Raw genomic sequence first — 24,563 nt, 5'->3', positions numbered from 1 at the left:
CCTCGGAGCCACCGTCCCTATTCGGCTGACTCCGCCTTGATGCCCGAACCCAAGCTGAACCCGCCGCAGCGCGCCGCCGTGACCACGCTGTCGGGGCCGCTGCTCGTGCTCGCCGGCGCCGGCACCGGCAAGACCCGCGTGATCACCTTCCGCATCGCGGCGCTGATAAAGAGCGGGATCAAACCCAGTCGCATCCTGGCCGTCACCTTCACCAACAAGGCCGCGCGCGAGATGAAAGAGCGCGCGATGGCCCTGATCAAGACCAAACGCCGGCGCGGCGAGGCCGGCCCCGAGATCTCCACCTTTCACTCCTTGTGTGTGCGCGTGCTCCGGCGGCACGCCGACAAACTCGGCTACCCCAAGGAGTTTTCCATCTACGACCGCGGTGATCAGGAGACGGTCGCCCGCTCCGCCTTGCGCGACATCCGGGTCGGACACGAGAAGCTGCGCCCCGGAGATCTGATCGCCGCCATCAGCGCTTGGAAGGGCACCTCCACCCGGCCGGACGCCGCGGAGGAGACCGCCGAGAACGACAAGGCCCAGCTCGCGGCCATGGCCTACCGTCGTTACCAGGAGCACCTGCGCACCAGCGGGGCGATGGACTTCGACGACCTCTTGCTCAAGACCGAGGAGCTGTTCGCGCGCTTCCCCGAGGCGCGCTTCGCCGAGGCCACTCGCTTCGACCACCTCCTGATCGACGAGTACCAGGACACCAACGGCCTGCAGTACCGCATCGTCAAGGCGCTCGCCGACCGGCATCGGAATCTGTGTGTGGTCGGCGATGACGACCAATCGATCTACGGCTGGCGCGGCGCGGAGGTCACCCACATTCTCAGCTTTCAGCGCGACTGGAGCGACGCCAAGGTGGTGCGGCTCGAGGACAACTACCGCTCGCGCGCACCGATCCTCGCCCTCGCCAACACCCTGATCCGCCACAACACCACGCGCCACGACAAGGTGCTCAGGCCATTTCGCGAAGGCGGCGAGCCACCGCGTTTCATCCGCTTCGAAGACGAGACCAGCGAGGCCGAGAGTGTGGTCCGCGAGATCAAGTCGCGCATCGACCCGGAGAAGTCCGATCGCGTGTCACCCAGCGACATCGCCATCTTGTTTCGCACCAACGAACAACCCCGGGCGTTCGAGCTGGAGCTGCGAAGAGAGCGAGTTCCGTATCAGCTGGTCGGTGGCATGAGCTTCTACGACCGCAAGGAGATCCGGGACGTGCTCGCCTACCTGAAGGTGCTGGCCAACCCCTCGGACGAGGTGTCCCTGCTCAGGATCTTGAACACCCCACCCCGCGGCATCGGCGCGAGCACGGTCGAGGTCTTGCTCGAGCAGGCCGTGGCGGCCGGGCAGCCGCTGTGGTCGGTGTTGCCCGAGGCCATCGCGAGCGGCGACATTCCCCACTACGCCGGCGAGCGCATCGAGGCCTTTCGCCGCATGATCGAGGGCTTTCGCCAGCGCCTGGGGCAGGAGCCGCTCGGCGAGCTGGTGCGCGAGCTGATCAGCACCGTCAACTACAAGTCGGAGCTCGAGCGGGTCTACAAGAACGCCGGGGACGTCGAGGCCCGCTGGCAGTCGCTCGAGGAGATGGTCAACGCCGTCGCTCAGTACGAGGCCCGGGAGGAACAGCCGTCTCTGCTCGGTTTTCTGGAGGTCACGACGCTGGCCGGGCGCGAGGATCAGAAGGATGACCAGAAGGACAAACGTCAGCTTCACGCCATCACTCTGATGACGCTGCACAGCGCCAAAGGGCTCGAGTACCCGCACGTCTACATGGTCGGCATGGAAGAGGGCCTCTTGCCGCACAGCCGTTCGATCATCGACGGGCGCAGCATCGAGGAAGAGCGGCGGCTGTGCTATGTCGGTGTCACCCGGGCCAAGGACAACTTGAGCCTGACCCTGTGTAAGACCCGGATGAAATGGGGCAAAGCCCGGGCGCAGATCCCGAGTCGATTCTTGATGGAAATGCGCGGCGAGACCGAGAAGGCGCGCCGCGCAGCCGAAGCGGCGGAGGAGCTGTTTCGAGGCGAGGTCCACAGCGACGAGGCGACACCGGCGGTCGAACAGCCGGCAGCCGAGGGCGCGGCCGAGCCCGCGGCCCGGAAGAAACGCAGTTCCACCGGCACGAAGCGGCGCACGAAGAGCCGCGAGGCTTGAACCCGAAAGGCAGTTGAACATGGGGATCTCAGTCGTCACCGGCGCAAACCGCGGCATTGGCCTCGAGCTCTGCCGGCAGCTCCGCGCACGCGGCAAAGACGTCGTCGCGGTGTGCAGACAAAGCTCAGCGGAGCTCGACTCGCTCGGAGCACGGGTCGAATCGGGGATCGACGTCACCCAGGCCGACGCTCGGGCCAAGCTGGCCGAGCGGCTGGCGAAGGATGAGATCGAGCTCCTGATCCAGAACGCCGGCGTGCTCTTACCCGACAGCCTGGAGAACCTCGAGCTCGAGAACGTGATGCGGCAGCTCGAGCTGAACGCCGTCGCCCCGCTGTTTCTCACCCGCGCGCTGGCGGGCCGAATGGCCAAGGGCAGCAAGGTGGCGCTGATCACCAGTCGTATGGGGTCCATTGCCGACAACGGCTCGGGCCGCTTCTACGGTTACCGCATGAGCAAGGCGGCGCTGAATGCGGCCGGCGTATCGCTGGCGCGAGACCTCGCTCCGCAAGGTATTGCGGTGGCGATCCTGCACCCCGGCTCCGTGCGCACGGAGATGACCTCGGGGCACGGCATGATCGATGCGGAGGAGTCGGTCCGCGGCCTGCTCGCCCGCATCGACGAGCTCGAGCTCGGCAACACTGGCCGATTCCTGCACCAAAACGGCGAAACCTTGCCCTGGTGAGCGCATGAACACGGGGCGCACTTCGGGCTCGGACGTCCTTCGGCACCTGCTCGTTGCGGCGCTCTGGGTGGCGGCGTTTCGCCTGGTGGCGGAGCACGCGGTGCGCCTGATCCCGCTGGCAGTGGCGCGGCAACTCAGCCTGCAGACCTACCTGACGTTGGCGCAGCTCGTGACCGCGGGTCTTGGCCTGGGCCTCGCCGCGCTCGTCCTACCGCGGCCGCGCGCTTCACTCGGCCTCGAGGCCGCTCCCGCCCGTCGACTCCTCGTGCTGACCTTCAGCGCCGTCGCCGTGTACGTCGCGGCGAGTTATGCCGCCATCTACGCCGCCTTGCCGACGCTGCTCGAGGAGCTGCGCGCCGGTGGTCGGCAAGCGGTGCAGCAGTCGAGCGGCGAGTTCGGCCGCGAGCTGGTCGGCTCGGGCCTGCTCTTGGCCATTGTCTGGGGTGTAGTGGTCTCGCCCGTCTGCGAGGAGCTGATGTTCCGCGGTGGTGTGTGGTCCGCCGCGCAGACGGGCATCAACGCGCTCCGGGAGCGGCTGGCGCGGCCCGAGCTCGCAGCGAGCTCGAACGCCCTTCCCGAGGGGGTGCTCGAGACGGGCTCGGGGCTCAAGGCCTGGCGGATGCTGTCGGGCGGTCTCCTGGGCGGGGGTCTTGCCACGCTGGTGAGCGCGGCGGTCTTCGCCGCCATGCACGCGGACATGCCCGGCGGCCTCGGGATCGTGCGCTGGGTCTCGGCGCTCGGACTGGGTCTCGCCGCCGGCACGGCGCGTCAGCTGAGCGGCGGGGTCGCCGGCGCCATGGTCGTGCACGTCGTGTTCAATCTGTGTGCCCTGGCCACCACCCGTCGCTGGCTCGTGGGCGAGACCTTCGGTCAGAAGCTGGGAGTGCCGACGCTGCTCTCGCTGATCGCCGCGATCGCCGGCGTGGCTGCGCTCGGGATCGCCCTCAGCGGCCGACGACGCCGCTCTTCGTGAGCACAACGTCGGCACACAGCCCGAGCACGTACAACATGCCAAAGCGGCGGGTGTGGTGGAAGGCAAAGGCCACGAACCACAGCGGCCAGATGTTGGGCGGGAACTCCGGCGGCGGCTGGGGAGGGCGTTTCGCCCGGTACGCCTTGGTCAAGAGCAGGAAGGTCGGAGCCGCGACGAACACGATCAACATCACCGGCGAAAGGTAGCGCGTCACGATCATGTACAAGACCAGCGCGTACTGCGCGAAGACCATGCCGATGGTGGTGTAGCGGGAGATTGACTCACCGAGCAGCACCGGCAGCGTGCGGATGCCCTTCCCCTGATCGGCCTCGAGCTTGTCGATGTGTTTTCCAAACAGCACGGAGGTCGCGCCGAGGGCAAACGGCAGGCTGGCAAGCGCCACGTGCCAGTCGAAACGCCCCGTCACTACGTAGTAAGTGCCGCCGACCATGAGGGGCCCCCAAACGACCAGGACCGCGGGCTCCCCCATGCCGATGTATTTCAGCGGCCAGGTGTAAAAGAGCACGAAGAAGATGCCGACGCCGAACAGGGTCAGGGTGATCTGCCCGCGCTGCGACACCAAGAGCGCGCCGGCGGCGAGGGCAACCAGCCCGGTGAACGCGATGTACACGAGCACCTGCCGGACGGTCATCAAGCCGTGTTCGAGGGGCTGCGGCCCGTACTGCGTCCGGAAGTAGTTCCCTTTGTCGACGCCCTTCTTGTGGTCGGTCAGATCGTTGATCAGGTTGTTGGTCGCGTGCGCAAAGGCAAGCCCCACGGTGCACAGCCCCCAGAGCACGGCGTCGAACGCCCCGTCTCGATACGCCAACAGTCCCGCGATGCCGCTGGCGATCACCGTCATGATGATCACGGCGGACCGCGTGGCGATGAGCCAACGGCTCACCACGTCGAGGGTTGCCCACTCTTCCTTGCTGACGCGGGGGATCACGCTGAGCGCGCGTCCCCACATGGCGACGTTCATGTCCCGCGAGGCCTCACAGTTTTTCCAACTCGGAGTCGATCTGGTCGTCGTAGGCGTCGCGCTTGCGCGGCTTTTTCCCGGCGCCAGCGTCCTCGTCGAGACGGTTTGCCTGATCGGCCTGAGCGCGTCGTCGCCACCTGAGCAGCATCGCGCCTGCCCCGATTCCGGCCGCGCCGAACGCGAGTGAGAGCAGCACGCCGACGTCCTTCAGCGGGTTGCCTGGCGGCACTGCCAGGATGCGCTCGCCGTAGCGGCGCACGAAGTCCGCCTGGATCGCGTCGGCGGATTCCCCCGCCAAGAGGCGCCTGCGAAGCTCACGCCGGAGATCGTTCGAAATGGGCGACCCGTGGATGTCCAGGGTCTGGGTCCAGCAGCACGGCCCGAGGATGCGTCCCTCGAGCGCGGCCGCGCCCTCCACGGGCGCGCTGAAGTCCGACTGGGCTGCCGACTCGTGCTCCTCGTCGGCGGCGGCGAAGGCGCTCGTTGCAGCGAGCGCGAGGGCAAGGATGGCGCCCGCGGAGATGGCACGGCCGATTGGCATGGGCAGAATCTGGCGCGGTTCACCCTGGCCGTCCAGGCTCGAACGGGGTTCTGGAGTGCCGGTGGCGGTTTGTAGCGCGCAGCCTGGCCCCGATGCCCCGGATCCAGCAGCGGGCGCTGCCTTGCGTGAGCGCCCGGCGTGCGATAATTCGCTCGGACATGAGCCCCCGAGCCCTGCTGCTGGCGACGGCCCTGGCCGCCCTCGCGTGTGAGTCGACCCCGGTGGAACCCGCACTAAACGCAGGTGCTCCCCCGGCTGCGACCACCAAGACCGCCGCTGCCGAGACCAAGACCTATGGCGCCGCCATCGCGCCGGCCGCGCCCGTTCAGCTGGGGGAAGTGCTCGGCAAACCCGAATCGTACGAGGGCAAGACGGTCGTCGTCGAGGGCGAGGTCCGACGCGCCTGTTCTCGGAAGGGCTGCTGGATGGAGCTCGCGGAGAGCACGAGCAACGAAGCACGGGGCGCCCGCGTGACGTTCAAGGACTACGGGTTCTTCGTCCCGACCAACTCTGCTGGAGCCCACGCCAAGCTCGAGGGCGTGGTGAATGTGCAGACCATGAAGAAGGGCCACGTCGAGCACCTCGAAGAAGAGGGCGCCAAGTTCGCCAACAAGAATCCGGACGGAACGGTGCGCGAAGTTCAGTTCGTGGCGACCGGCGTCGAGCTCACTCGCTGAGCGTCCCTCGCGTCAAGGTTTGGGGATGCGCAGGGTCTTGCTGATCATCGCGCTCCCGCTCACGAAGTACATCAGAGCGAGCGGGTGGAACACGAAGCCAGCGAGCTCGAGCTGGCCGAAGGGTAACGCTGCGCCGATGCGCCCTTCTTTGGCCAGGAACGCCAGCACCATGACCAACACCATGCTGGTCGGGATCGGGGTTCCCTCGAAGTAGCGGACCTTCCCGCTCTCGTCGCTGAGCTGGTCGGCCGTGGCGTTGTACCGCGCCAGGCGGCTGATCCCGCAGCCGACGAAGTAGACCAGCACCGCGGCGTCGACTCCGCCCCGCATACCGACGGCAAACGCCAGCGCCGCGGGAGCCACGCCAAACGAGATCAGATCCGCGAGCGAGTCCAGGTCAGCACCGAGCGCCGAATTCTTGCGCCGCCAGCGCGCGACGCGGCCGTCCAGGAAATCGAACACCATCGCGAACGGCAAGAGCCCGAAGGCGAACCACAGGAAGCGTGGAGCTTGGGTCTCGAGGTACTTCATGACCGACAGCACGCTGGCCATGCCTGCGAACCCGTTGCCGAGGGTGATCAAGTCGGCCAGACTGAACTCCCTCAGCATGCTGAAGTGACGGCGGGCCTTCTGGTCCGGCCGCGGTCCCGCGCGCTGGCTGTCGGGGTTCGACACGAGCGACTCCTTCAGCACGACCGGCGGGCGGGCGAAAGGCCGTTCGGCGGCCAGGGATTCTCCGGGCGTTTGCCGCGACTTTCCAGGATTTGCGCCGGGCCACGCCGCCGGCGGCTTGGAATCCACCAAGCCTTTCCCCTCGCAGGCCGGGTTGTGCTAGCGCTGGGGCCGCCCATGCGACGGATTGTGCTCCTCCTCCTCTGTTTCTGCTTCGTCTTCGCCCTCTCCGGTGAAGCGGGCGCCGCGCAGCGCACCCACGTGATTGGCAAGGGACACACCCTCGGCAAGATCGCCAAGCGCTATCACGTGAGCATCGACGACCTGTGCAAGGCGAACGGCATCGACCGCAAGGCACGGCTCAAGGTCGGCGAAAAGCTCGTCATCCCCGACGCCGACGACGACAAAGCCACTGGGGACACCAAGGAGGCCAGCGCGTCGGATGACGCCGCGGACGATTCCGACGAAGAGGACGAAAAGCCGAAGAAGCCCGCGAAGGCCGAGACCTCGAAGGAAGACCGCGGTGACGCCGCAGAGGACAGCGATCCAAAGAGCCGCAGCTTCGGCAGGGACGGAATGCGCATCCTCGCAGTGCCTGGGCACGAGGACGCTTATTATTACGAACCGGTGGGTCCGGGCCGCAAGGGCATGAAGCCCGTGGTGATGTATCTGCACGGTCGCGGGGGCAGCCCGCTCAGGGATTGCCGGCGTTGGGCGCCCGTTGCCCGCCGCTTCGGCTGGCTGGTGTGCCCGAGCGGGCCGAGCGCCCACGGCGACGGGCGCGACTGGAGCAACAACTGGTACAGCGGGCAGCAGATAACGCTGGCCACCCTGAAGGCGCTACGCAAGGAGCATGGCCGCCGGGTTCAGCTGGTTGGCAACACCCTGATCGGATTCAGCGAGGGGGCCTACGTCGCGCTCAACGTGGGAGTGCGTGAGCCGCGGACGTTCAACCGCTGGTTGATCTTGGCGGGCAACACCTCCTACTGGGGAGGTTCGGGTCTCGAGGAGCTCAAGAAGAGCGCGGCGGCACTCAAGCGTGTGTACTTGATCACCGGTGAAGCCGACAGCGTGATCGAAGGCACTCATCAGCTGGAGGAGTGGCTCGAACGACACAAGGTCGCCACCCGGGTCTCGACCCCGAAGGACATGGGCCACGAGGTGCTGCTGGAGAAAAAGAGCGGCATGTACCGCGCCGCGCTGCACTGGCTCGATCGCGGGGCCGGCGGCTCCAAAGGCGCCCGACGGAGCAAAAAGGCCGCCGCATCCAAGGCCGCGCGCAAGCGCTGAGCGCGCCGGCGGGGCTGCTCGAAGTCAGTGCCAGGCGGCCGCGGTCTGGACGGGTTGACCCGTCTTGTCGTGGGTCGCGACCAGGCGCTCCGCATCCTGCATGCAGCTCGTGCAGGACGGAAATTGCGAGCCGTGATCACAGGTGATCACGGTGGCGGTCGCAGGCGAGCCGCTGAACTCCTCGCCATCGATGTGGCGCCCGCACGCAATGCAGTGAATGTGCTGCGACTTGGTGTTGGGGCCAGGTCGGTGGGTGGGATCGAGAGCCTTCTTCTCGCGCTTGGTGAGGCGCTTCTGCCGCTTCATTGGGGGACGCCATCAGAGCCGACCCCAGCCGCATCGTCAAGCGGGCTCAAGCGCCGTCCAGCTCGGCAAGCAGCTGCCGGGCGAGGTCGTGTTCGGGATTGTCGCTGAGCGCCTTGCTCGCCAGCACCCGCGCGCGCCGGGGGTCACCCGCGCGCTGCGCAAGGAGCGCGAGCTGGTACTGGGCATGAGCCTTCATTTCGACGCTGACCGCCTCGCCGTCTTCTTCGTCTCCGGGTCGCAACATCGTCACACCACGGAACGCCCGACCCGCGACCTCGAGCTCGTCCATGTCGAGCGCGAGTTGCCCGAGCTCCATCGCGAGCACGCCATTTTTCATGTCCATCTCGAAGGCCTTGGTCAGCGAACCCAGCGCGTCGGACAAGAATCCCTCAGCCAGCTGGATGCGGCTGATTTCCCGGTAGATCGGCCCGAGCTCTTTGGACCTTCGGCCGCGGTAACCCGCGATCACCTCGGACAAGAGCGCCATCGCTTCTTCCGCGCGCCCGACGGCCGCATACGCGCGGGCTGACAGCACGGCGCCATCGACGCTATCGGGGCTGATCCCCCGCGCCACCTCGAGCACTTCGAGCGCGCGCGCCGGCTCCGTCGGGCATCAAGAGCAAGTTCCCGGCCTGCAGCAACAGCTCGAACTTGCGGGTCACTTGCTGTTCGTTCGCGGCCTCGTCGAGCACGAACTGGGCGAGCTCGCGGTTGTCACCAATGGCCTCGTAGAGCGCGCGCAGACGCTCCCTGAGCCGCGGTTCGCTCGGCGCTAGTTTGCGAGCGCGCTCGAGTCCGCCGCGGGCGTCCCCGAAACGACCCGCCCTCTCACACGCATCCGCCAGCGCGAGGGCAGCGTCCGTCAGAGCCTCCCCTTCCTCGATGGCGATCAGCTTTCGATACGCCATGCTGGCCGCGTCCCAGCGCTCGGCGCCGGCCTCGAGCTCCGCCAGGCGTCGGACGAGCTCGCTGTCCTTCGGCAACTGTTTGCCGAGCTCGACCAGACGCAAGCGGGCACCATCGACGTCACCCGACTGAACGAGCACCTCGGCCAGCCTGAGGCCGAGGGTGCGCGCCGAGTCCGCCTCGGCGCGGGCCACGGCCCGATCGAGCGCGGCGACCAGATCGTAGGCCGCATCCGGATCCACCAAGAACGCGCGCTCGAGCGCCGCGACCGCCTCGTCGTCCCGCCCAACATCCGAGAGCAGCGCAGCCCGCGCGCGGTTGACGTCGGGCGCGTCCGCCAGTTCTTCGGGCAGTTCCCCGAGCACCTCGAGCGCCGCCTCGGACTCCCCTGCTCGTTGATGGGCCTCGATCAGTCGCCCGAGCAGCTCGCGGTCGTCCGGAACCACGCGCACGGCTTCGCGCAGCACCCGCGCGGCTCCGGCCCAGTCTTCGCCAGCCGCGTAGCGCTCGAGCAGCGGATCACGTAGCTCGGCGGTGGTCGGGCTGGCGACGAACCCGAGCTCCAGCGCCCGCTGCGCCGCCGGCTCGTCCGCCTGTTCCGTCCGCAAAGTCAGCAGGCGCAGCGCGATCTCGACTGCGGCCTCTCCGCGCTCGATGGCCAAGAGTGCCTCGAGCACGTCGGCAACGACGTACGCATCGTCTCTCATCTCGGCCAGCCGCAGCACTGCGCCGAGCACATCGGCGCTGCGTTTGTCCCATTCGAGCACCGCCACGTAGACGTCGTAGGCGTCATCGGTCCGGTCCTGGGCCTCGAGCAATCGGCCGAGCCGCGTCGAATACGCAACGAGCTTGGTGATGTCCTGACGGTCCTTGGCGGTGTCGATCTGCGTCGACAGGAGCACCACCACCTGATCGGTCGAGCCCTCCGCCTCGAGGATCCCGAGCAGGCGCTCCGCGGCGCGCTGCTGCGTCGGATCCTCGTCCAAGATCTCCTGCAAGATCGTGGTTGCGTCCAGAGACCGGCCCTCGTCCAGCAGGATCTCGGCCTGCTCCAGCCGCAGCTGGGCGCGGTCGTCACGCTGCTCGACCAACGGCACCGTCTGCTCGATGAGGTGCACGAGCTCCTCCGTTGCCCCGAGCTTGCGGTAGACCGCGGCCAGCGGCTCCCAGACCTCGCGGTCCGCGGGATCGTCCTCGGCCAGCGCCTCGTAGATGCGCCGGGCGCGGGCCGCGTCGTCGGCGTCAGCCAGCGCCCGCCGCGCGACCGAGAGCAAGAGCGCGCGAGACTCGTCCGGCGGCAGTTGCTTCGACGCGAGCTCCCGCAGCTGAAGGGCGCGTTTCAGCTCACCCGCCTCGTCACACAGGGCGGCCAGCTCACACAGTGCCCACGCCGCATCCCGCTCCGACAGCCCGGTGCCGCCATCTTTCAGCGCCGTCTCGAGCAACGCCCGGCTGAGATCCGCGCGATCGAGGTGCTCCGCGAGGTTGACCCCCTCACGCAGCGCCTCGGGGTGCACCCCCGGCAACTGCACGACCATCCCCAGAGCTTCGATCAGGGTCGCATCGTCCGCCTTGGCCCGGGCAATGCGCTCGAACAACTGCACCAGCGCCTCGTCCCCCGCGCGCTCGGCGATCGCAGAGCGCAGCAGTCGCTCGGCGCGTTCGAGATCCGGCGCGAGCTCCAGCGCCCGTTCCAGCACCTCGAGTCCCCGAGACACCGTGGGTGGATCCGCCAAACGGATCTCGGCGAGGCGATAGAAGGCATCCGCCTCGACGGACGCAGCTCCGCTCGATAGCGCCGCCGACACCCGTCGCTCGAGCACGTCGGCCTCTGCGCTGGCGTCACCGAGCCAGTCGTAGACGCGACCCAGAGCAGCCCAGGCGTTGTCGTCGACGGCGGCGGCCTCGTCCAGACCGCGGTGAATGACCTCGGCCCGCTCGCGAATGCGATCCTCTGCGGCGCGCGAGCCCCCCAGATGCTCCGCGTGCAAGAACGCCAGATCGGCCAGGGCCCGCGCCGCTTCCGCCGGGTCCTCTGCGCGCGTGAGGCGGGTTTCCAGCGCGCGGGCCAAGAGATCATAGCGGTCGCGAGCGCGCAGAGCGGCCTCGAGGCAGTCGGCCTCGCGCTGATTCTCCAGCGCCGCCTCGAACGCGGAGTCCACGAGCTCCGCCGCGCGCACGGCGTCGTCGCCGCGACCAGCGATCTCGGCCAGATCGAGCAACGCTTCGGCGCGGCTCGGCGCATCCTCGTCATCACGTCCGAGCACCAAGAGCAGGGCGCGGTACTGTTTCTCTGCCCGGTCGAGCTGGCCCTCTTCGAAGGCGAGCTTGGCGAGCGCCTGCAAGATCCCGGGGTGGGCGGGATCGATCTTGTTGGCGAGATCGAGCTCGGCGATGGCCTCGGCGCGGCGGCCCGCGGCCAGGGACACCCGCGCGAGCTGAAAATGCACCAGCGCCCGGTCCTTCGGTTTGCGAGTGCCATACTGTTCGAGCTGCGACCGAAGCACCACGAGCGCGTCCTCGAAACGGCCCGCCTTGCTGAACGCCGCCGCCAGTCCCAGGCGCAGCGCCGGTTCGTCCGGGGCGAGCTCGATGGCCTGCTCCAGCAACGGCACTGCGGCCTCCGGCTGGTTCAGTCGGTCGAGGTGGATGCGGGCGGTCTCTTGCAGCAACTTGAGGCGCGCCTTGGCGTCCGGGGCGCGCGCGGCCTCCGTAGCCAAGAGCTCGGCGAGGGGCCCGAACGCGCGCTCCGCCCGGTACAGCTCGGCCAGGCGCTGCCGAACCGCCCCGGCATCGAGCGCAGTCGATGCCGCGTGCTCCAGGCGCGCCCGCGCGAGATCCTTCTGCCCTGCGGCCAGGTAGGCCTCGGCGAGCTGGAGCGCGCGAGGCGCGAGCCCGTCGCGACTGGACCGCTCGCACAGCTGCTCGAGCGCCTTGGCTGCTTCCTTCGGACGCCCGTGGGCGCTGTGGATGCGAGCCAGTGATTCGAGCGCGGACTCACTACCGAGCTCGGCGGCTTGTTTGTGATTCTCCAGCGCACGCTCCGGGCTCGCGAGCCGATTCTCCGCGATGTCGGCGGCTCGTGCGTAGAGCGCGGTCGCAGCCCCGACGTCACCGAGACCCGCGCGCGCCTGCGCCTGGATCTCCCACAGCTGAGCGATCTCCTCGTCGAGCTTCTGCTCCTCGAGCAAGAGTGAAAATCGAGTGACGGCGCCCTGAGCCACCCGATCCGCGGGCTCTTCGGCGAACAGCCGCCGGAACAGCACGAGCGCGCGAGCGCCGTCCCCAAGCTGATCGGAGCAAAGACAAGCTGCGTCAGCCAGCAGTTGGCGCCGCTCGAGCTTCGGAAACGGTAGGTCGGCGCCGCGCAGGTAGAGCTCGACGACGGCGGCGTGTTCGGCTTCGTCGGTCAGACGCCGGCTCAGTGCTTCGAGGGTGAGGCGCGCTGCTTTGCTCGCCTCGGCGCCCGCGTTTGATTCGACGCCTTCGAGCCAGGTCGTAGTCGCGGCCTGAAGCAGGGTCTCGGCCAGCAACTTGGCGCGCTCGCGCTCCGCAGGCGCCTCCAGTACCGACAACGCCTGGGCCCAGGCATCCGCTGCGATGAACGCAGCCAGGGCTTGCTCCAGCTCGCCCGTGTGCTCGAGATGAATGGAGCCGAGCTCGACCCGAAGCGCGGTCCGGCGCGCGCGGTCTTGTTCGAGCTCCGCCTCTTCCTCGGCCAGAGCGCTAAGCTCCTCGAAGCGAGCGGCGGTGCGCAAGAGCTGCGACAGGACCTCGTAGCTCTCGGGATCAGCGCCGAGCTCGGCACGCAGCGCCCGCCAGGCAGCGATGGCTTTGTCCGTATCACCCAGCTGATCACCCCAGAGGCGAGCAACGAAGGTTCGATCGCGGCGCGCAGCGTCCGGCGCCGAAAGCGCCGCGCGCGCTTCGAGCACCAGAATGAGCTCGGACCAGCTACCGGACGCTGCCACCGCGTCGGCGAGCCCGTCCAGCGCCTCCATGTCTTTGGCGTCGTCGGCCAGTCGAGCGCGCCACGCCCGCACCGCGCGCTGCCAATCTCGAAGCACCTTGCCAGCCACGCGGGCGGTGGCTCCGAGCGCGGCCTTGCGGCGCTCGGGAGCGGTCTCGAGCTCGGCCAACTGTTCCAGCACGTCCGCGCGCTCGGCGCCGCGCGCTGCCGCGTCGAGCAGCGGGTCCAGCTCGCGCGCCGCCAAGAGAGCGCGCTCTTTGTCCTCTTTCGCCTCCGACAGCACGCGCTGAAAGAGCTCGATCGCTCCGGCGGCGTCCCCAAGCTCCGTGCGGCGTGCCTCCGCGGCCTCCAGCAGCAGGTCGAGTCGGACCGAAGGTTCAGCCGCGCCATCCGCGATCCCCGCCAAGAGCTCCGCTCGCCGCTGGTGGTCTCCGAGCTTCGACGCCAGCTCGGCCAGTCGCTGCCGGTGCTCCGCCACCTCGGGTTCGATGGCCGCCAGCTGGGCCACACCCTCGAACGCGCCGCTGAAGTCTCCCATGCGCTCCACGCGCAGCTCGATGATCTCCTGCAGACGCGCGACTCGATCGGCGGCGGTGTCGGCCAGCTCCAGCTCGATCTCGAGCATGCGTGCCACGTCGCCGACTTGGTCGGCCGCCTCATAACGCTTGCGCAAGAGCTCGGCCGCCGCGTGCCGCACACTCTTGGCCTTCTTCTTCTTCTTCTTGGACTCTTCGTTGGGCGCGAGAGACTCCCGGGACGACGGCAGCGCAACCAGTCGTTCGAGCAGCTCGGGCAGCTCGGCACGCTGGGGGTCCGACTGCAGTAGTTTGTCGAGCAATCCGTAACATTCGACCGGATCACCGACGTCGAGCCACAGCTGGGCGACTCGCACCAAGAGCTCCGAGCGACCGCCGTTGCTCGCGTCAGCGAGCCGGCGCGAGAGCAACTTGATGAGCGGCTCCGTCCGCTCCTCGCGTTCGTAGAGTCGCTCCAGGGACGCCTCGATCCGGGCATCCCCAGGCGAGAGCTGGTCCAGGCGTTCGAGGTAGTCGATGGCGCGGTTTGCGTCGTTGGCGAAATCCTTCGCCGCCATCGAGGCTTCGCGCAAGAGATCCGCCTGGCGCTCCTGGTTCGATTCACGCTCGAGGGCGCGGTCATACAGCTCGAAGAGCGCTGGCCAGCGCGCCGTGCTGTTGAATGCGAGCTTCAGTCGATCGAAGGCCCAGTCCGCCGCTGGGCACAACGCCAGCACTCGGGTCAAGAGCGCGACCACCCGCTCGGGATCGTCGAACCACTCTTCGTTGAACTCGATGAAGCGTCGCCCGAGCTCCTCTGCGATCTCGGAGCTCAGCTCGCCGTCCAACACGCGACCGTAGGCTTCGGCCACCGGGTCGGGACGATTGAGTCGCCGCGCGACCTTCTCGGCGGCCTCCCACAGGTCGAACTGCGCCGGGTCCTCTTGGGCGCCATTCAGCGCGACTTCGAGCGTCGACTCGTCGTCGTCTTCGACGGACTCGAGCAGCTTTCGGAACCAGCGAACCCGCGCTTCCTGCAGCGCCTCGACGCCACGCGACACCTGCAGCAGCGACTGCAACATCTCCGCCCGGGCCTCCCGGGTCTCTGCTCCTTCGGCGACGCGTTCGAGCAGCACGGCAGCCTCGGCCCGGGCGTCGTCGAACGAGAGCGCCGCGCGGACCAGCCGCATCACCTCTGGGTCTTGCGGCGCGACGTCCAACAGGTGCTCGAGGGTCGCGAGCGCGTCCTTCGGACGTGCCAGCCGCTCGATCCACAGCGACACCATGCCAAGCTCTGCGGTGGTGCGCTGTTCACCCTCGGTGCGATCGCGGAGGTTCTGCAGCGTGATCAGCGCGCCCTCGGGGTCGCCGTGCACTGATTGCAGTCGCGCCAGCTGGGCCAGCGCGTCGAGGCGCTCGGCATCGCGATCGAGCACGCGTTTGTAGAGTTCGATGGCGGCGGCCGGGTTGCCGAGCGTGGTCTCTTCAGCGAGCGCCCACGCGATCAACACCGTCGTGGGATCGGCAGCACGCCCTGCACGCCACTCGAACAGCCAACGCCGGTCCGCAATGCGCGCGGGGGTTAGCTCACCCGTCGCCAAAAATACGTTGAATGCGTCGGCCGCGGGCTGAATGTCGTCGGTGCCGCTCTCGAGCACCCGGCGATAGATGGCCGCGACCTCGTCGCGATGCTGAACCGCGCCGCCAAGCACACGGGCGCGCGCCAGGAGCACCTGGCGCGTGCGGGCGGCATCGAGGCCCTCCCGCGCAAGCACTCCGTCGGTCAGGACCACGAACACTTCCAGCGCTCCCGCGCCTGCAGCGGCCGGTTCGAGCGACAAGAGTAGCGCAACGACGTCGCGCTCGTCCGTGCCGGAGCGATGCAGGACCTCGAACGCCTCGGGCACTTTGTCCCAGGCGCCGTTCGCCGCGTACAGCTCGATCAAACGCCGGGCGGCCTCGGCGTCGTCGGGGCTCACGCCGAGCACTCGCTCGTACATTCTGCGGGCACGCTCATCGTCACCGGCGGCGTCCGCAGCCCGAGCACCGGCTAACCACGACGCCGCCGCGGCCCCGGCGTCGGCCAGCTGTTTGGCCTGCACCAGACCCAGCTTCTCGAGCAACCCCGCACGGTCTTCCGGCGCGCCGGCCACGGCGATGCGCCGCTCGAGCACGCTGCGCATCATCTCCGCGTCGTTGTTGGAGTGCGCAAGCAGCTCGATGTTCTCGAGCACCGTGTCGGAGAGCTCGGCGGTCGTCAGGAGCTCGCGGTAGTGATCCAGCGCCCGCTGGATGTCGCCGTTCTCCGTCGCAACCTCCGCCATCTTGAGCAAGGTCGTGTTGCGGCGCTCCCCCTCGTGCAGCGCGAGGGCACGGGTGAGCTCGGCGTAGAGCAGCTTCCACTCCCGCGCTCGCCCATAACTCTCGACCAGCGCCTGATGCGCGACGGCGTCCTTGGGGTCCTCCTCGAGCACGCCGCGCCACACCGCGACGGACTCCTCGGGCCGTCCGAGCTCGGCCCCCAGCAAGCGCGCCATCGAGTGCAACAGCTGGCGGCGGCGCTCCCCCTCGGGTGAGCGCGCGAGTGCGTCCCGGTACAGCGTGAGGCGTTCCTCGGGGCTGCCCTGCTCGGCGAGCAGCTCGTCGATGCGGGTCAGCAGCTCGACGTTCGACGGCTCGAACTCCAGCGCGCTTCGGTACGCCGCGATGGCCTTGGCACCGTCTCCATTGGCCACGGCGGCTTCCGCGGCTTGGATGGCCAGCGCCAGCCGCTCGGGGCCATCGACCGGGTGGTCACCGAGCGCATCGAACAGGACCTGTGCACGCTCCGCCGGACGCCCCGCCTCGATCCCGTGCAGGCGCACGCGCTCGAGCCAGCTCGGGATCTGATCTCGCTGGCTGTCGACGACGAGCTGCAAACCGCGGCCCGAGAGCTCGAGCGCACGCGCCGGATCCTTGAGGTTCTGCTCGGCGATCCGCAGCGCCTCCTCGAGGGCGGCCAGGCGCCTCGCGGGCTCCGGCTCGAGCTCCGCGCGCGTCTCGAGCACACGCAACAGGCCCGGTCCGGGCTCCTCCTCCCGATACACACCCTCCAAGATGTCGGCTGCGCGCAGACGCGCGTCGCCGCTCGACAGCAGCTTCTCGACTGCGGCGCGGCTCACCTTGTCCGTCGAGTCGGTCTCGAGCGCCTTCTTGTAGGCCTCGAGCCCGCCGCTCACGTCGTCCAGCCGTGAGATCCTGAGCTGAGCAAGGCGATTCAGCAGCCCGACCCACTCCTCGAGCGGGGCCTGTTCGATATCGCGCTCGAGCACCCAAGCCAGCTCTTTCCACTGCTTCTCTTGCTCGAGCAGCGGGATCATCTGTGCGTGCGCGTCGCGCGCGGCGCCGAAGCGGGCCAGGTACGCGCGCCACGCCGCGAGCGCCTCGAGTTTGTCCCGGCCCTTGGTGGTGCGGAGCTCCGCGGCTCGGTAGGTCAGGTGTCGCCCCTCGCCGGGCTCCTTCGCCCGCGCCGCCCGGCGCTCGGTAACGTCAATCAGCCCCTCGAAATCGCCCACCTCTTCGAACAAGCCGAAAAGCTTCTTCAGCGCGTCGTCGGCCCACGGTGAGTCGATCAGCGCGCGGTAGGCGGAGATGGCCTTGGCGGGATCGTTGAGCTCCCCTTCGGCGAGCTTCGCCAGTTTCCGCGCCGAAGCGTTGCGTTTCTCGGCGTCCTGTTCGAGGCGCACGACCATCTCCAGGTGGGTCGCGAGTGCCTTCAGGTCGCCGGTCTTTTCGTCGAGCTGCGCCAGCTGGCCCGCGGCAACGAGCGTAGCCCCGGGATCACTGCCATCCTCGATGACCTGTTTGAAGGCGGCCTCGGCCCGCTTGACCTCACCCGAACGCAGGTAGACCTCGCCGATCTCGGCGCCAACCCGGGCTCGCACCGCTGGGTCCTTGCAGCTCCCCAGCGCACGATTGAGCAGCTTGGCCGCCTCGGTCGGTTGGTTGAGACTCAAGCTGAGCTCGACGAAGCGCCGCCGTGCTTCGTCCTCGCCGGGCTCGGCGCTCACGACGGGCCCGAGCAACTCGAGCGCACCCGCGGGATCGCCCGCGTCTTGTTTGATGAACGCGAGCCGGCGCTGAACCTCCAGGCGTCGCGGACCGCGGACGGTCTTCAGCTCGAGGTTGAGCATCGCTGCGGCCTGTTCGGCCAGGCCGAGCTTGAAGTACGCGTCCGAGAGCGCGGCGGCCACCCGGGCGGCGACCGCACGGTTGTCGATCAAGGCCTCGGCCGCGCGGCGTGCGTCCGCATGATCAGGGGCATCCGCCAGGAGCGCCTCGATGTGGGGCACCGCGCGGTGCGGCTCAGCGACATCTCGGGTGTAAAGCCCCAGCAGCCGTGTTCGGAGCTGCAAGGCCTCGACCCCCGACGGCGGCGGTTCGCGATTCAGCGCCGCCTCCAGCAGCTTGACCGCTTCGCGAGGTTTGCCCGCCGCAACGAACCGCTGCTCGAGCGACTCGCGCACCCAGGCGTCACCGGGGTCGAGCTTGTTCAAGCGCTGAAGTGCGTCGATCACCACGTCGCCGAGCGCCGGCACGTCCGCGGCCACCTCGACGGCCTGGCGCAGACGGCGCATCTGCGCCCCGGGGTCACGCTCGTGCGTGGCGAGCTCCAGATAAAGCTTCGAGAGCCGCGCGCTATCGTCGTTATCACCGAAGATCTTCTCGAGGCGACTCACCGCGGCGGGGTTGCCCGGCTGAAGCGACAGCACCCGTTCGGCGTAGCTGACCGCGCCGTCCGGATCACCGAAGACATCCGCAAAAAAACTCGCGGCGTGCAGGAAGATGGCGGCCTGGTGCTCCGGCGCCAGCAGCTTGGCCCGGCGGTCCTGAGACAGGTTCTCGTACGCGAACGCCAAATCCGCGAGTTTGTCTTGGGTCGTGGCGACCGAGTGCAGCTTCTCGAACAACGCCGGGTACTGCTGCCCCTTGGCGGCAGCGTTGACCAGGGTGTCGAGCACCGACTGCAAGTTGTCGGGGTTGCTGTCGAGGATCTCGTCGAGCTCCTCGATGCGCAGGATTTTGCCGGCTGGTGCCCTACCCGTCTTCGTGTTCGACATGCGTCCCTTCGACCGATCCCCGGGCCAGCAACGCTAACAGACTCGCGGGGTTTGCGGAGCCGGGCCGTGCGGGCTGAGCATTTGCGCCCTGTCTTCCGACGGGCGTCCTCGGCCGCAGCAGAAATTGCGCTAATCGGGGACCATTTAGCGACCCGGCGACCCCGGCCGAGGGGCTAAGACTCGAAGCATGTTCGAGACCGCCGAGCTGGGACGCACCCTCACGAAGTCCGACTTCTCCGAGCGGGCACGGAGCCTCCGGACCGCACTCTTGTCGATCCAGCGGGAGCTGGCGACCGCCGACTTCCCCGTGCTCATCGTGATCGGCGGCGTCGACGGCGCCGGCAAGGGGGAGGTGCAGAACCGCTTGTTCGAGTGGATGGATGCGCGCGGGCTCTCGAGCTACGCGACGGACGAGCCGACCCAGGACGAGCGCGAACGCCCGGAGTACTGGCGCTACTGGATGGCGCTGCCGCCCAAGGGATTCGTCGGGGTGTTCCTCGGCGCCTGGTACGCGCCCGCCGTCGAGAGCCACGTCTCGGGCGACTCGAGCGACGATCACCTCGGCGCTGCGCTGCGGCGTGCGGTCGCGTTCGAGAAGAACCTCACCGATGACGGTGCGCTCATCATCAAGCTCTGGCTGCACATCAGCAAGAAGGTGCAGAAGAAGCGGCTCACCAAGCTGGAGAAGAACCGGGACACCGCCTGGCGTGTGACACGACGAGACTGGGAGCGTCACGCCGCCTACGCCGACATTCGTCGCACCTGCGAGCGCGTGATCCGCGAGACCAGCACTGGCGACGCACCGTGGACGGTGATCGAGAGTGAGGACGCACGGTACCGCGACGTCACCGTGGCCGAACACGTGCTCGAGCGCATCCGCTACCGCCTCGAAAACGCCCCGCCTGTGTCGCAAAAAACGGCCGCTTCCGTCGATCTGCCCGACCCTCACACGATCCTCGACTCGCTCGATCTGACGCAGACCATCGACGCCAAGGCCTACGGGCACGAGCTCGAGTTGCTGCAGGGGCGCATGAATCGCCTGGCGCGACAGGTGGCCAAGCGGCAGCGCGGGGTGTTGATGGTGTTCGAGGGCTGGGACGCCGCGGGCAAGGGCGGCGCGATCCGGCGCATCACGAGCGCGCTCGATGCCCGCGCCTACCGCGTGATCCCCATCGCGGCTCCCACCGACGAGGAGCGCGCGCACCACTACCTGTGGAGGTTCTGGCGCCACCTGCCACGACTCGGGAAATTCACCATCTACGATCGCAGCTGGTATGGACGCGTGCTGGTCGAGCGCATCGAGGGGTTCGCCAGCGAACGCACCTGGATGCGGGCCTACAAAGAGATCAACGACTTCGAGGAGCACCTGGTCGAGAGCGGACTCATCGTGATGAAGTTCTGGCTGCACATCAGCCGCGATGAACAGCTGCGCAGATTCCAGGAGCGGGAACGGGAGTCGTACAAGCAGTACAAGATCGGCCCCGAGGACTACCGGAACCGAGCCAAGACCAACGCCTACGAGGGCGCGGCCAACGATATGATCGAGCGCACCAGCACCGAGTTTGCTCCGTGGACCCTGATCGAGGCGGAAGACAAGCGGTATTCGCGGATCAAGACCCTGCGCGAGGCCTGCGCCCGGCTCGAAGCCGCGCTCTGATGCGTCCCCTACCTGTGCGGCTCAACGACTCGGAGTAAGCTCCGAGTCATGTTGCGTGTTTCGATGGTGTGGTCGGTCGCGCTCGCGCTGGGTGCGGTCTTGCTGCTCTCCGACGGCGAGGCCAGCTCGCAGACTCCGGCACCCGTCCGACCGGTGACACCGCCTGCAGTGCGGTTCCCGGCCGAGCAGCCCGTCGCCGTCAGCGCCCGGGTCGCGCTGCTGGAGCAGAAGGTCCACTCACTCGAGCAGCGGCTCGGCGTGTTCGAGCGGGTCGGCGCGACCGCCCAGACCGACGGGAGCTACGTGCTCACCCTCAACGGCGCTCGGGTCGAGATCGCTCGCGACGGACGGGTCTCGGTGATCCCCGCCGCCCCGCCCTCGAGGCCGATCGACGACCCCTGTGACCCGCCGTACACCGTCGACACCAAGGGGAAACGCAGCATCAAGCCGGAGTGTCTGCAGGTGGGCCCGTGTGATCCCCCCTACTCGGTCGATGCGCAGGGGCGACGCTGGCCGAAGAAGGAGTGCCTGTGACTCGGCTCTCGCCCTTTCGGTCGAAAACCTGTCGGGGCTACTTGGTGCCGTAGATGCGATCGCCGGCGTCTCCGAGACCCGGCAAGATGTAGCCGTGGTCGTTCAAGCGCTCGTCGATGGCGGGGGTGTAAATCGGCACGTCGGGGTGTTCGGCTTGCAACGTCCGGATGCCCTCGGGCGCCGCCAGCAAACACACGTATTTCACACTCTTCGGTGAGGTCGCCTTCACTCGCGCCACCGCCGCGACCGCGCTGTTGCCGGTGGCGAGCATCGGATCCATGACGATGGCGTCGCGGTCCTCCATCTCGCTCGGCACCTTGAAGAAGTACTCCACCGGCTTCAGCGTCTTTGGATCGCGGTAGAGGCCAATGTGCCCGACGCGGGCGCTCGGCACGATGCGCAGCATGCCGTCGAGCATGCCGGTCCCGGCCCGCAGCACACTGATGAACACGATCTTCTTCCCCTCGAGTAGCGGCGCCTGCATCTTCGCCAGCGGGGTCTCGATCTCGTGCATCACGATCTGCATGTCGCGCGTGACCTCGTAGGCCATCAGCATGCTGAGCTCGGACAGGAGCGCGCGAAAATCGCTCGTGCTCGTGTCCTTTTGCCGCATCAAGGTCAGCTTGTGCTGGATCAGCGGGTGGTCGATCACAAAGACGTTGTCGGCAGGCATGACGGATCTCCGGCGTGGGGGCGCTTGTGATTTCCGAACCCGTACCGGCGAACGGGCGGGCTCAGGAACACACGCGGTTCTTACCACCAACTTTGGCCCGATACAGCGCCTCGTCGGCCCGCTGGAACAGAGATTTTTCGTCGGCGTCCTCCGGAAAGAGCGCGACCCCGATGGAGATCCCGGGCCGAAGCGCGATCCCGTCCTTCTCGAACGGATGTTCGTTCAGCTTGGCGCGGATCTCCTCGGCCACCGCCAGGGCTGCCGCTCGGTCGAGCCCGGGCAACGCGGCCAGGAACTCGTCCCCGCCGAAGCGTGAGCCAATGCCCCGCCGCCCGACCACCTCACCGATCAGCTTGCCGCTCGCCCCGATCACGTAGGCGCCGAACAGGTGCCCGTGGGTGTCGTTGATCTTCTTCACACCATCGAGATCCATCACCAAGAGGGCCACACTTCGTTGCTGTTTGCGCGCAACCTCCAGCAGCGTCTCGAGCTCCGCGTCGAATTTCCGTCGCACGAACAGGCCCGAGAGGTCGTCGATGTTCAGCAGGCGCTCGACCACCTGATTGTAGGCCTGCGCGACCCCGTCCTCCTTCTCGAACCGCACCACCGTCGAGCCGAGCAGCACCGTGTCGTTCGGAGACAAGACCGCATCGGTGACCTTCTCACCGTTCAGTGCGACGCCGTTGGTGCTCCCTAGATCGACCAGCGCCCAGCCGTCGCCGCGGTCGTCGATGCTCGCGTGATGCCACGACACCAACCCGTCGGAGAGCGGCAGCCCCGCGTCGGGGTCACGCCCGAGCAGCAGCGTGCGCTCGACGAGGACCCGGCGACCGACGTCCTTTTCGTTACCGGAGACGACGACCAGGACGGGGCGATGGGGCGCCTTCACGCGGCGCATCACCTCGCTCGCGACCCCCGCGTCCGCCTTCAGCGTTGCGGGCACGCCCTGAGGACGCTGACCGCGGTCGTCGCTCGCCACCCCCTGGCTTATACCACCCCCCACCGCGCGAGCCCGAAGGGCCCCCCCCGGAGGCCGCGCTCAGAGCGGCGTGCGCCGGCGGAATCAGCGAGTTCGGCGTGGTGCCAATCAGGTCGGTTCTGCCGGCCTTCTGCAGGGCCTCGCGGGCCAGCGGCCAGTGTTCGGGGTCCCACCACAAGATCAGCGCCTTCATCCGGCGTTTCTCCCGGAGGTCGCGTGCCACGGGCACGGCCTTCCCGGTGAAGGGATCGAGCCCGGTGTGGAACATGGCCGTGGCGACGGCCATCGGCGTCGGGATGAAGTCTTGCACCTGGCGCGGGCGCATGTCGTTCCGTTTCAGGTAGCGCGCGAGCGCGATGGTGTCGGTGAGGGTCGAGCCGGGGTGCCCGGTGATGTAGTACGGCACCAGGTATTGCTCCTTGCCCGCGGCCTCGCTCGCCGCGCAGAAGGCCTGGGCAAAACGCTCGTAGGACTCGACGCCAGGTTTCCGCATCTTGTCGAGCACGTCCGGGTCGACGTGTTCGGGCGCCACCGACAGCTGCCCACCGGTGTGGTGCGCCGCCAGCTCCCGGATGAACTCGGGGCTCTTCTCCGCCAGGTCGTAGCGCACACCGGACGCGATGAAGACCCGCTTGATGCCCTTCTCGGCGCGCACCTTGCGCAGCAACCGCACCAGCGGTTTGTGGTCCGTCTGCAGGTTCTCGCACACACCCGGGTGCACGCAGGACAGGCGGCGACAGGCCGCCTCGATCTTCGGCTCGCGGCAGGCGAGTTTGTACATGTTGGCGGTGGGTCCCCCCACGTCGGTCACCACGCCGGAGAAGCCAGACATGCGCGAGAGCTGGCGCACCTCGTGGAGCACACTCTGTTCGGAGCGGCTCTGAATGATGCGGCCTTCGTGCTCCGTGATGCTGCAGAAGCTGCAGCCGCCGAAACACCCGCGCATGGTGACGATGGAGTGTTTGACGGTCTCGAAGGCCGGAATGCGCGCTTCGCCGTAGGAAAAATGCGGCTTCCGCAGGAACGGCAGGGCGTAGAGCCCATCCATTTCCCCCTCCTCGAGCGGCAGCGCCGGCGGGTTCATGTACACGGCCTGTTTGCCGTGGACCTGCAGCAGCGGGCGTGCGTTGTGAGCGTTGGTCTCCTTCTGAAACGCCGCCGTCATCTTCGCGAACGCGCGCTTGTCTTCCAGGACCTCTTCGTACGCGGGCAAGATCACGGCCTTGCCATCGGTGGTGAAACGGCTCGGAGCGTCGGCCAACGGCCGCCATTGTGCTGGACTGTTCAGGACCCGGGCGGTGCCGCGCACGTCGCTGAGCTCGGAGATCTTCTCCCCGGCGTCCAGGCGCTTGGCGATCTCCCACGCGGCCCGCTCGCCCATGCCAAAGACCAAGAGATCGGCCTTTGCGTCCAGGAGCAGCGAGCGCCGAACCGAGTCGGACCAGTAGTCGTAGTGCGCGATGCGGCGGAGCGAGGCCTCGATGCCGCCGAGGACCACGGGCAGACCCGGGAACGCTTGGCGGCACAGGTTCGCGTAGACGATGCTGGCTCGATTGGGGCGCTGGTTCGGGCGACCGCCGGGGGAATACTGGTCGTCCGAGCGCACCTTCTTCTGCGCCGTGAGTTTGTTGAGCATGCTGTCGAGGTTCCCGGCGCTGACACCGACGAACAGGCGCGGGCGCCCCATGACCAGAAGGTCGGACGGCTCGTCCCAGCGGGGCTGGGCCGCGATCCCGACGCGGTATCCACGCCCCTCGAGGAAGCGCGCGATGAGAATGGGGCCAAACGCGGGGTGATCGACGTAGGCGTCACCCGTGACGATCAGGATGTCGAGCTCGGCCCAACCCCGCGCGTCCATCTCGGCGCGCCTCGTCGGCAAGAAGCTCCGCAGGTCCGCCGACGACGGCGCCTGCCGACCGCGCCTCAGCTCAACCAAGCCCATGCGCC

The 24,563-nt window shown here is 68.1% G+C and carries 16 protein-coding genes; 7 read left to right on the top strand and 9 right to left on the bottom strand.

Translation table 11 applies throughout. The features are described from left to right. The first annotated feature begins 39 nt into the window (after window positions 1–39). Genes IPI67_21455 through IPI67_21445 form a run of 3 tightly spaced genes read left to right on the top strand, consistent with a single transcriptional unit; the run spans window position 40 to window position 3,815 of the window. A complete protein-coding gene (locus tag IPI67_21455) occupies window positions 40–2,160 on the top strand; it encodes a UvrD-helicase domain-containing protein (protein ID MBK7582749.1) in 2,121 nt (706 codons plus the stop codon). A 19-nt stretch (window positions 2,161–2,179) separates the two neighbouring features. Then, entirely contained in the window at window positions 2,180–2,842 is a 663-nt protein-coding gene (locus IPI67_21450; GenBank protein MBK7582748.1) for an SDR family oxidoreductase, read from the top strand. Between the two features lie 4 nt (window positions 2,843–2,846). Then, the gene (locus tag IPI67_21445; protein MBK7582747.1) at window positions 2,847–3,815 is read left to right on the top strand and encodes a CPBP family intramembrane metalloprotease; all 969 of its coding nucleotides are present in this window, start codon (window positions 2,847–2,849) and stop codon (window positions 3,813–3,815) included. On the opposite strand, the gene IPI67_21440 is transcribed toward IPI67_21445, so the two are convergent. After that, window positions 3,787–4,797, bottom strand: coding sequence for a prenyltransferase (locus IPI67_21440; GenBank protein ID MBK7582746.1), 1,011 nt, complete (start codon window positions 4,795–4,797; stop codon window positions 3,787–3,789). The two genes, IPI67_21445 and IPI67_21440, sit on opposite strands and share 29 nt — an antisense overlap. 13 nt (window positions 4,798–4,810) lie before the next feature. Continuing rightward, window positions 4,811–5,338: a cytochrome c-type biogenesis protein CcmH gene (locus tag IPI67_21435; GenBank protein ID MBK7582745.1), complete on the bottom strand. Its 528-nt coding sequence runs from the start codon at window positions 5,336–5,338 to the stop codon at window positions 4,811–4,813. A 158-nt stretch (window positions 5,339–5,496) separates the two neighbouring features. Between IPI67_21435 and IPI67_21430 the strand changes: the two genes are divergently transcribed. Next, window positions 5,497–6,015 carry a DUF4920 domain-containing protein gene (locus tag IPI67_21430; GenBank protein MBK7582744.1) on the top strand — a complete coding sequence of 173 codons (519 nt, stop codon included), beginning with the start codon at window positions 5,497–5,499 and terminating at the stop codon, window positions 6,013–6,015. 12 nt (window positions 6,016–6,027) lie between these two features. On the opposite strand, the gene IPI67_21425 is transcribed toward IPI67_21430, so the two are convergent. Beyond that, window positions 6,028–6,624, bottom strand: a complete 597-nt coding sequence (locus IPI67_21425) for a CDP-alcohol phosphatidyltransferase family protein (GenBank protein MBK7582743.1) — start codon at window positions 6,622–6,624, stop codon at window positions 6,028–6,030. 252 nt (window positions 6,625–6,876) lie between these two features. Here IPI67_21425 and IPI67_21420 point away from each other — a divergent pair, with 252 nt between their 5' ends. Continuing rightward, window positions 6,877–7,977: a LysM peptidoglycan-binding domain-containing protein gene (locus tag IPI67_21420; GenBank protein MBK7582742.1), complete on the top strand. Its 1,101-nt coding sequence runs from the start codon at window positions 6,877–6,879 to the stop codon at window positions 7,975–7,977. Between the two features lie 24 nt (window positions 7,978–8,001). On the opposite strand, the gene IPI67_21415 is transcribed toward IPI67_21420, so the two are convergent. The 3 genes from IPI67_21415 to IPI67_21405 are packed head-to-tail and all read right to left on the bottom strand — an operon-like array spanning window position 8,002 to window position 18,773. Continuing rightward, window positions 8,002–8,283, bottom strand: coding sequence for a hypothetical protein (locus IPI67_21415; protein MBK7582741.1), 282 nt, complete (start codon window positions 8,281–8,283; stop codon window positions 8,002–8,004). Between the two features lie 46 nt (window positions 8,284–8,329). Next, window positions 8,330–8,818 carry a tetratricopeptide repeat protein gene (locus IPI67_21410; GenBank protein ID MBK7582740.1) on the bottom strand — a complete coding sequence of 163 codons (489 nt, stop codon included), beginning with the start codon at window positions 8,816–8,818 and terminating at the stop codon, window positions 8,330–8,332. 13 nt (window positions 8,819–8,831) lie between these two features. Then, window positions 8,832–18,773 (bottom strand): tetratricopeptide repeat protein, encoded by a 9,942-nt coding sequence (locus IPI67_21405; GenBank protein ID MBK7582739.1) that lies wholly within the window; start codon window positions 18,771–18,773, stop codon window positions 8,832–8,834. 187 nt (window positions 18,774–18,960) lie between these two features. Between IPI67_21405 and pap the strand changes: the two genes are divergently transcribed. Together pap and IPI67_21395 are read left to right on the top strand one after the other, a co-directional pair. Then, window positions 18,961–20,430 carry a polyphosphate:AMP phosphotransferase gene (gene pap / locus IPI67_21400; protein MBK7582738.1) on the top strand — a complete coding sequence of 490 codons (1,470 nt, stop codon included), beginning with the start codon at window positions 18,961–18,963 and terminating at the stop codon, window positions 20,428–20,430. A 48-nt stretch (window positions 20,431–20,478) separates the two neighbouring features. After that, window positions 20,479–20,964 (top strand): hypothetical protein, encoded by a 486-nt coding sequence (locus IPI67_21395; protein MBK7582737.1) that lies wholly within the window; start codon window positions 20,479–20,481, stop codon window positions 20,962–20,964. Between the two features lie 37 nt (window positions 20,965–21,001). Here IPI67_21395 and upp read toward each other — a convergent pair whose 3' ends face one another. The 3 genes from upp to IPI67_21380 all read right to left on the bottom strand — a co-directional run bounded on the left by upp (window position 21,002) and on the right by IPI67_21380 (window position 24,558). Further along, a complete protein-coding gene (gene upp / locus IPI67_21390) occupies window positions 21,002–21,637 on the bottom strand; it encodes a uracil phosphoribosyltransferase (protein MBK7582736.1) in 636 nt (211 codons plus the stop codon). Window positions 21,638–21,698: 61 nt separating this feature from the next. After that, the gene (locus tag IPI67_21385; GenBank protein MBK7582735.1) at window positions 21,699–22,526 is read right to left on the bottom strand and encodes a diguanylate cyclase; all 828 of its coding nucleotides are present in this window, start codon (window positions 22,524–22,526) and stop codon (window positions 21,699–21,701) included. Then, window positions 22,483–24,558, bottom strand: a complete 2,076-nt coding sequence (locus IPI67_21380) for a YgiQ family radical SAM protein (GenBank protein ID MBK7582734.1) — start codon at window positions 24,556–24,558, stop codon at window positions 22,483–22,485. The genes IPI67_21385 and IPI67_21380 overlap by 44 nt, the downstream gene beginning before the upstream one ends. Between the last annotated feature and the right edge of the window lie 5 nt (window positions 24,559–24,563).

It is taken from the genome of Myxococcales bacterium (assembly GCA_016706225.1).
Lineage (GTDB): Bacteria > Myxococcota_A > Polyangia > Polyangiales > Polyangiaceae > JADJKB01.
This window is presented reverse-complemented; position numbering and strand designations above follow the sequence as displayed.

Excerpts from the sequence above, each read along its gene's own strand:
- IPI67_21455 (MBK7582749.1), top strand. The coding sequence starts at position 40 with ATGCCCGAACCCAAGCTGAACCCGCCGCAGCGCGCCGCCGTGACCACG.
- IPI67_21450 (MBK7582748.1), top strand. The coding sequence starts at position 2,180 with ATGGGGATCTCAGTCGTCACCGGCGCAAACCGCGGCATTGGCCTCGAG.
- IPI67_21445 (MBK7582747.1), top strand. The coding sequence starts at position 2,847 with ATGAACACGGGGCGCACTTCGGGCTCGGACGTCCTTCGGCACCTGCTC.
- IPI67_21440 (MBK7582746.1), bottom strand. The coding sequence starts at position 4,797 with ATGAACGTCGCCATGTGGGGACGCGCGCTCAGCGTGATCCCCCGCGTC.
- IPI67_21435 (MBK7582745.1), bottom strand. The coding sequence starts at position 5,338 with ATGCCAATCGGCCGTGCCATCTCCGCGGGCGCCATCCTTGCCCTCGCG.
- IPI67_21430 (MBK7582744.1), top strand. The coding sequence starts at position 5,497 with ATGAGCCCCCGAGCCCTGCTGCTGGCGACGGCCCTGGCCGCCCTCGCG.
- IPI67_21425 (MBK7582743.1), bottom strand. The coding sequence starts at position 6,624 with ATGCTGAGGGAGTTCAGTCTGGCCGACTTGATCACCCTCGGCAACGGG.
- IPI67_21415 (MBK7582741.1), bottom strand. The coding sequence starts at position 8,283 with ATGAAGCGGCAGAAGCGCCTCACCAAGCGCGAGAAGAAGGCTCTCGAT.
- IPI67_21405 (MBK7582739.1), bottom strand. The coding sequence starts at position 18,773 with ATGTCGAACACGAAGACGGGTAGGGCACCAGCCGGCAAAATCCTGCGC.
- pap (MBK7582738.1), top strand. The coding sequence starts at position 18,961 with ATGTTCGAGACCGCCGAGCTGGGACGCACCCTCACGAAGTCCGACTTC.
- IPI67_21395 (MBK7582737.1), top strand. The coding sequence starts at position 20,479 with ATGTTGCGTGTTTCGATGGTGTGGTCGGTCGCGCTCGCGCTGGGTGCG.
- upp (MBK7582736.1), bottom strand. The coding sequence starts at position 21,637 with ATGCCTGCCGACAACGTCTTTGTGATCGACCACCCGCTGATCCAGCAC.
- IPI67_21380 (MBK7582734.1), bottom strand. The coding sequence starts at position 24,558 with ATGGGCTTGGTTGAGCTGAGGCGCGGTCGGCAGGCGCCGTCGTCGGCG.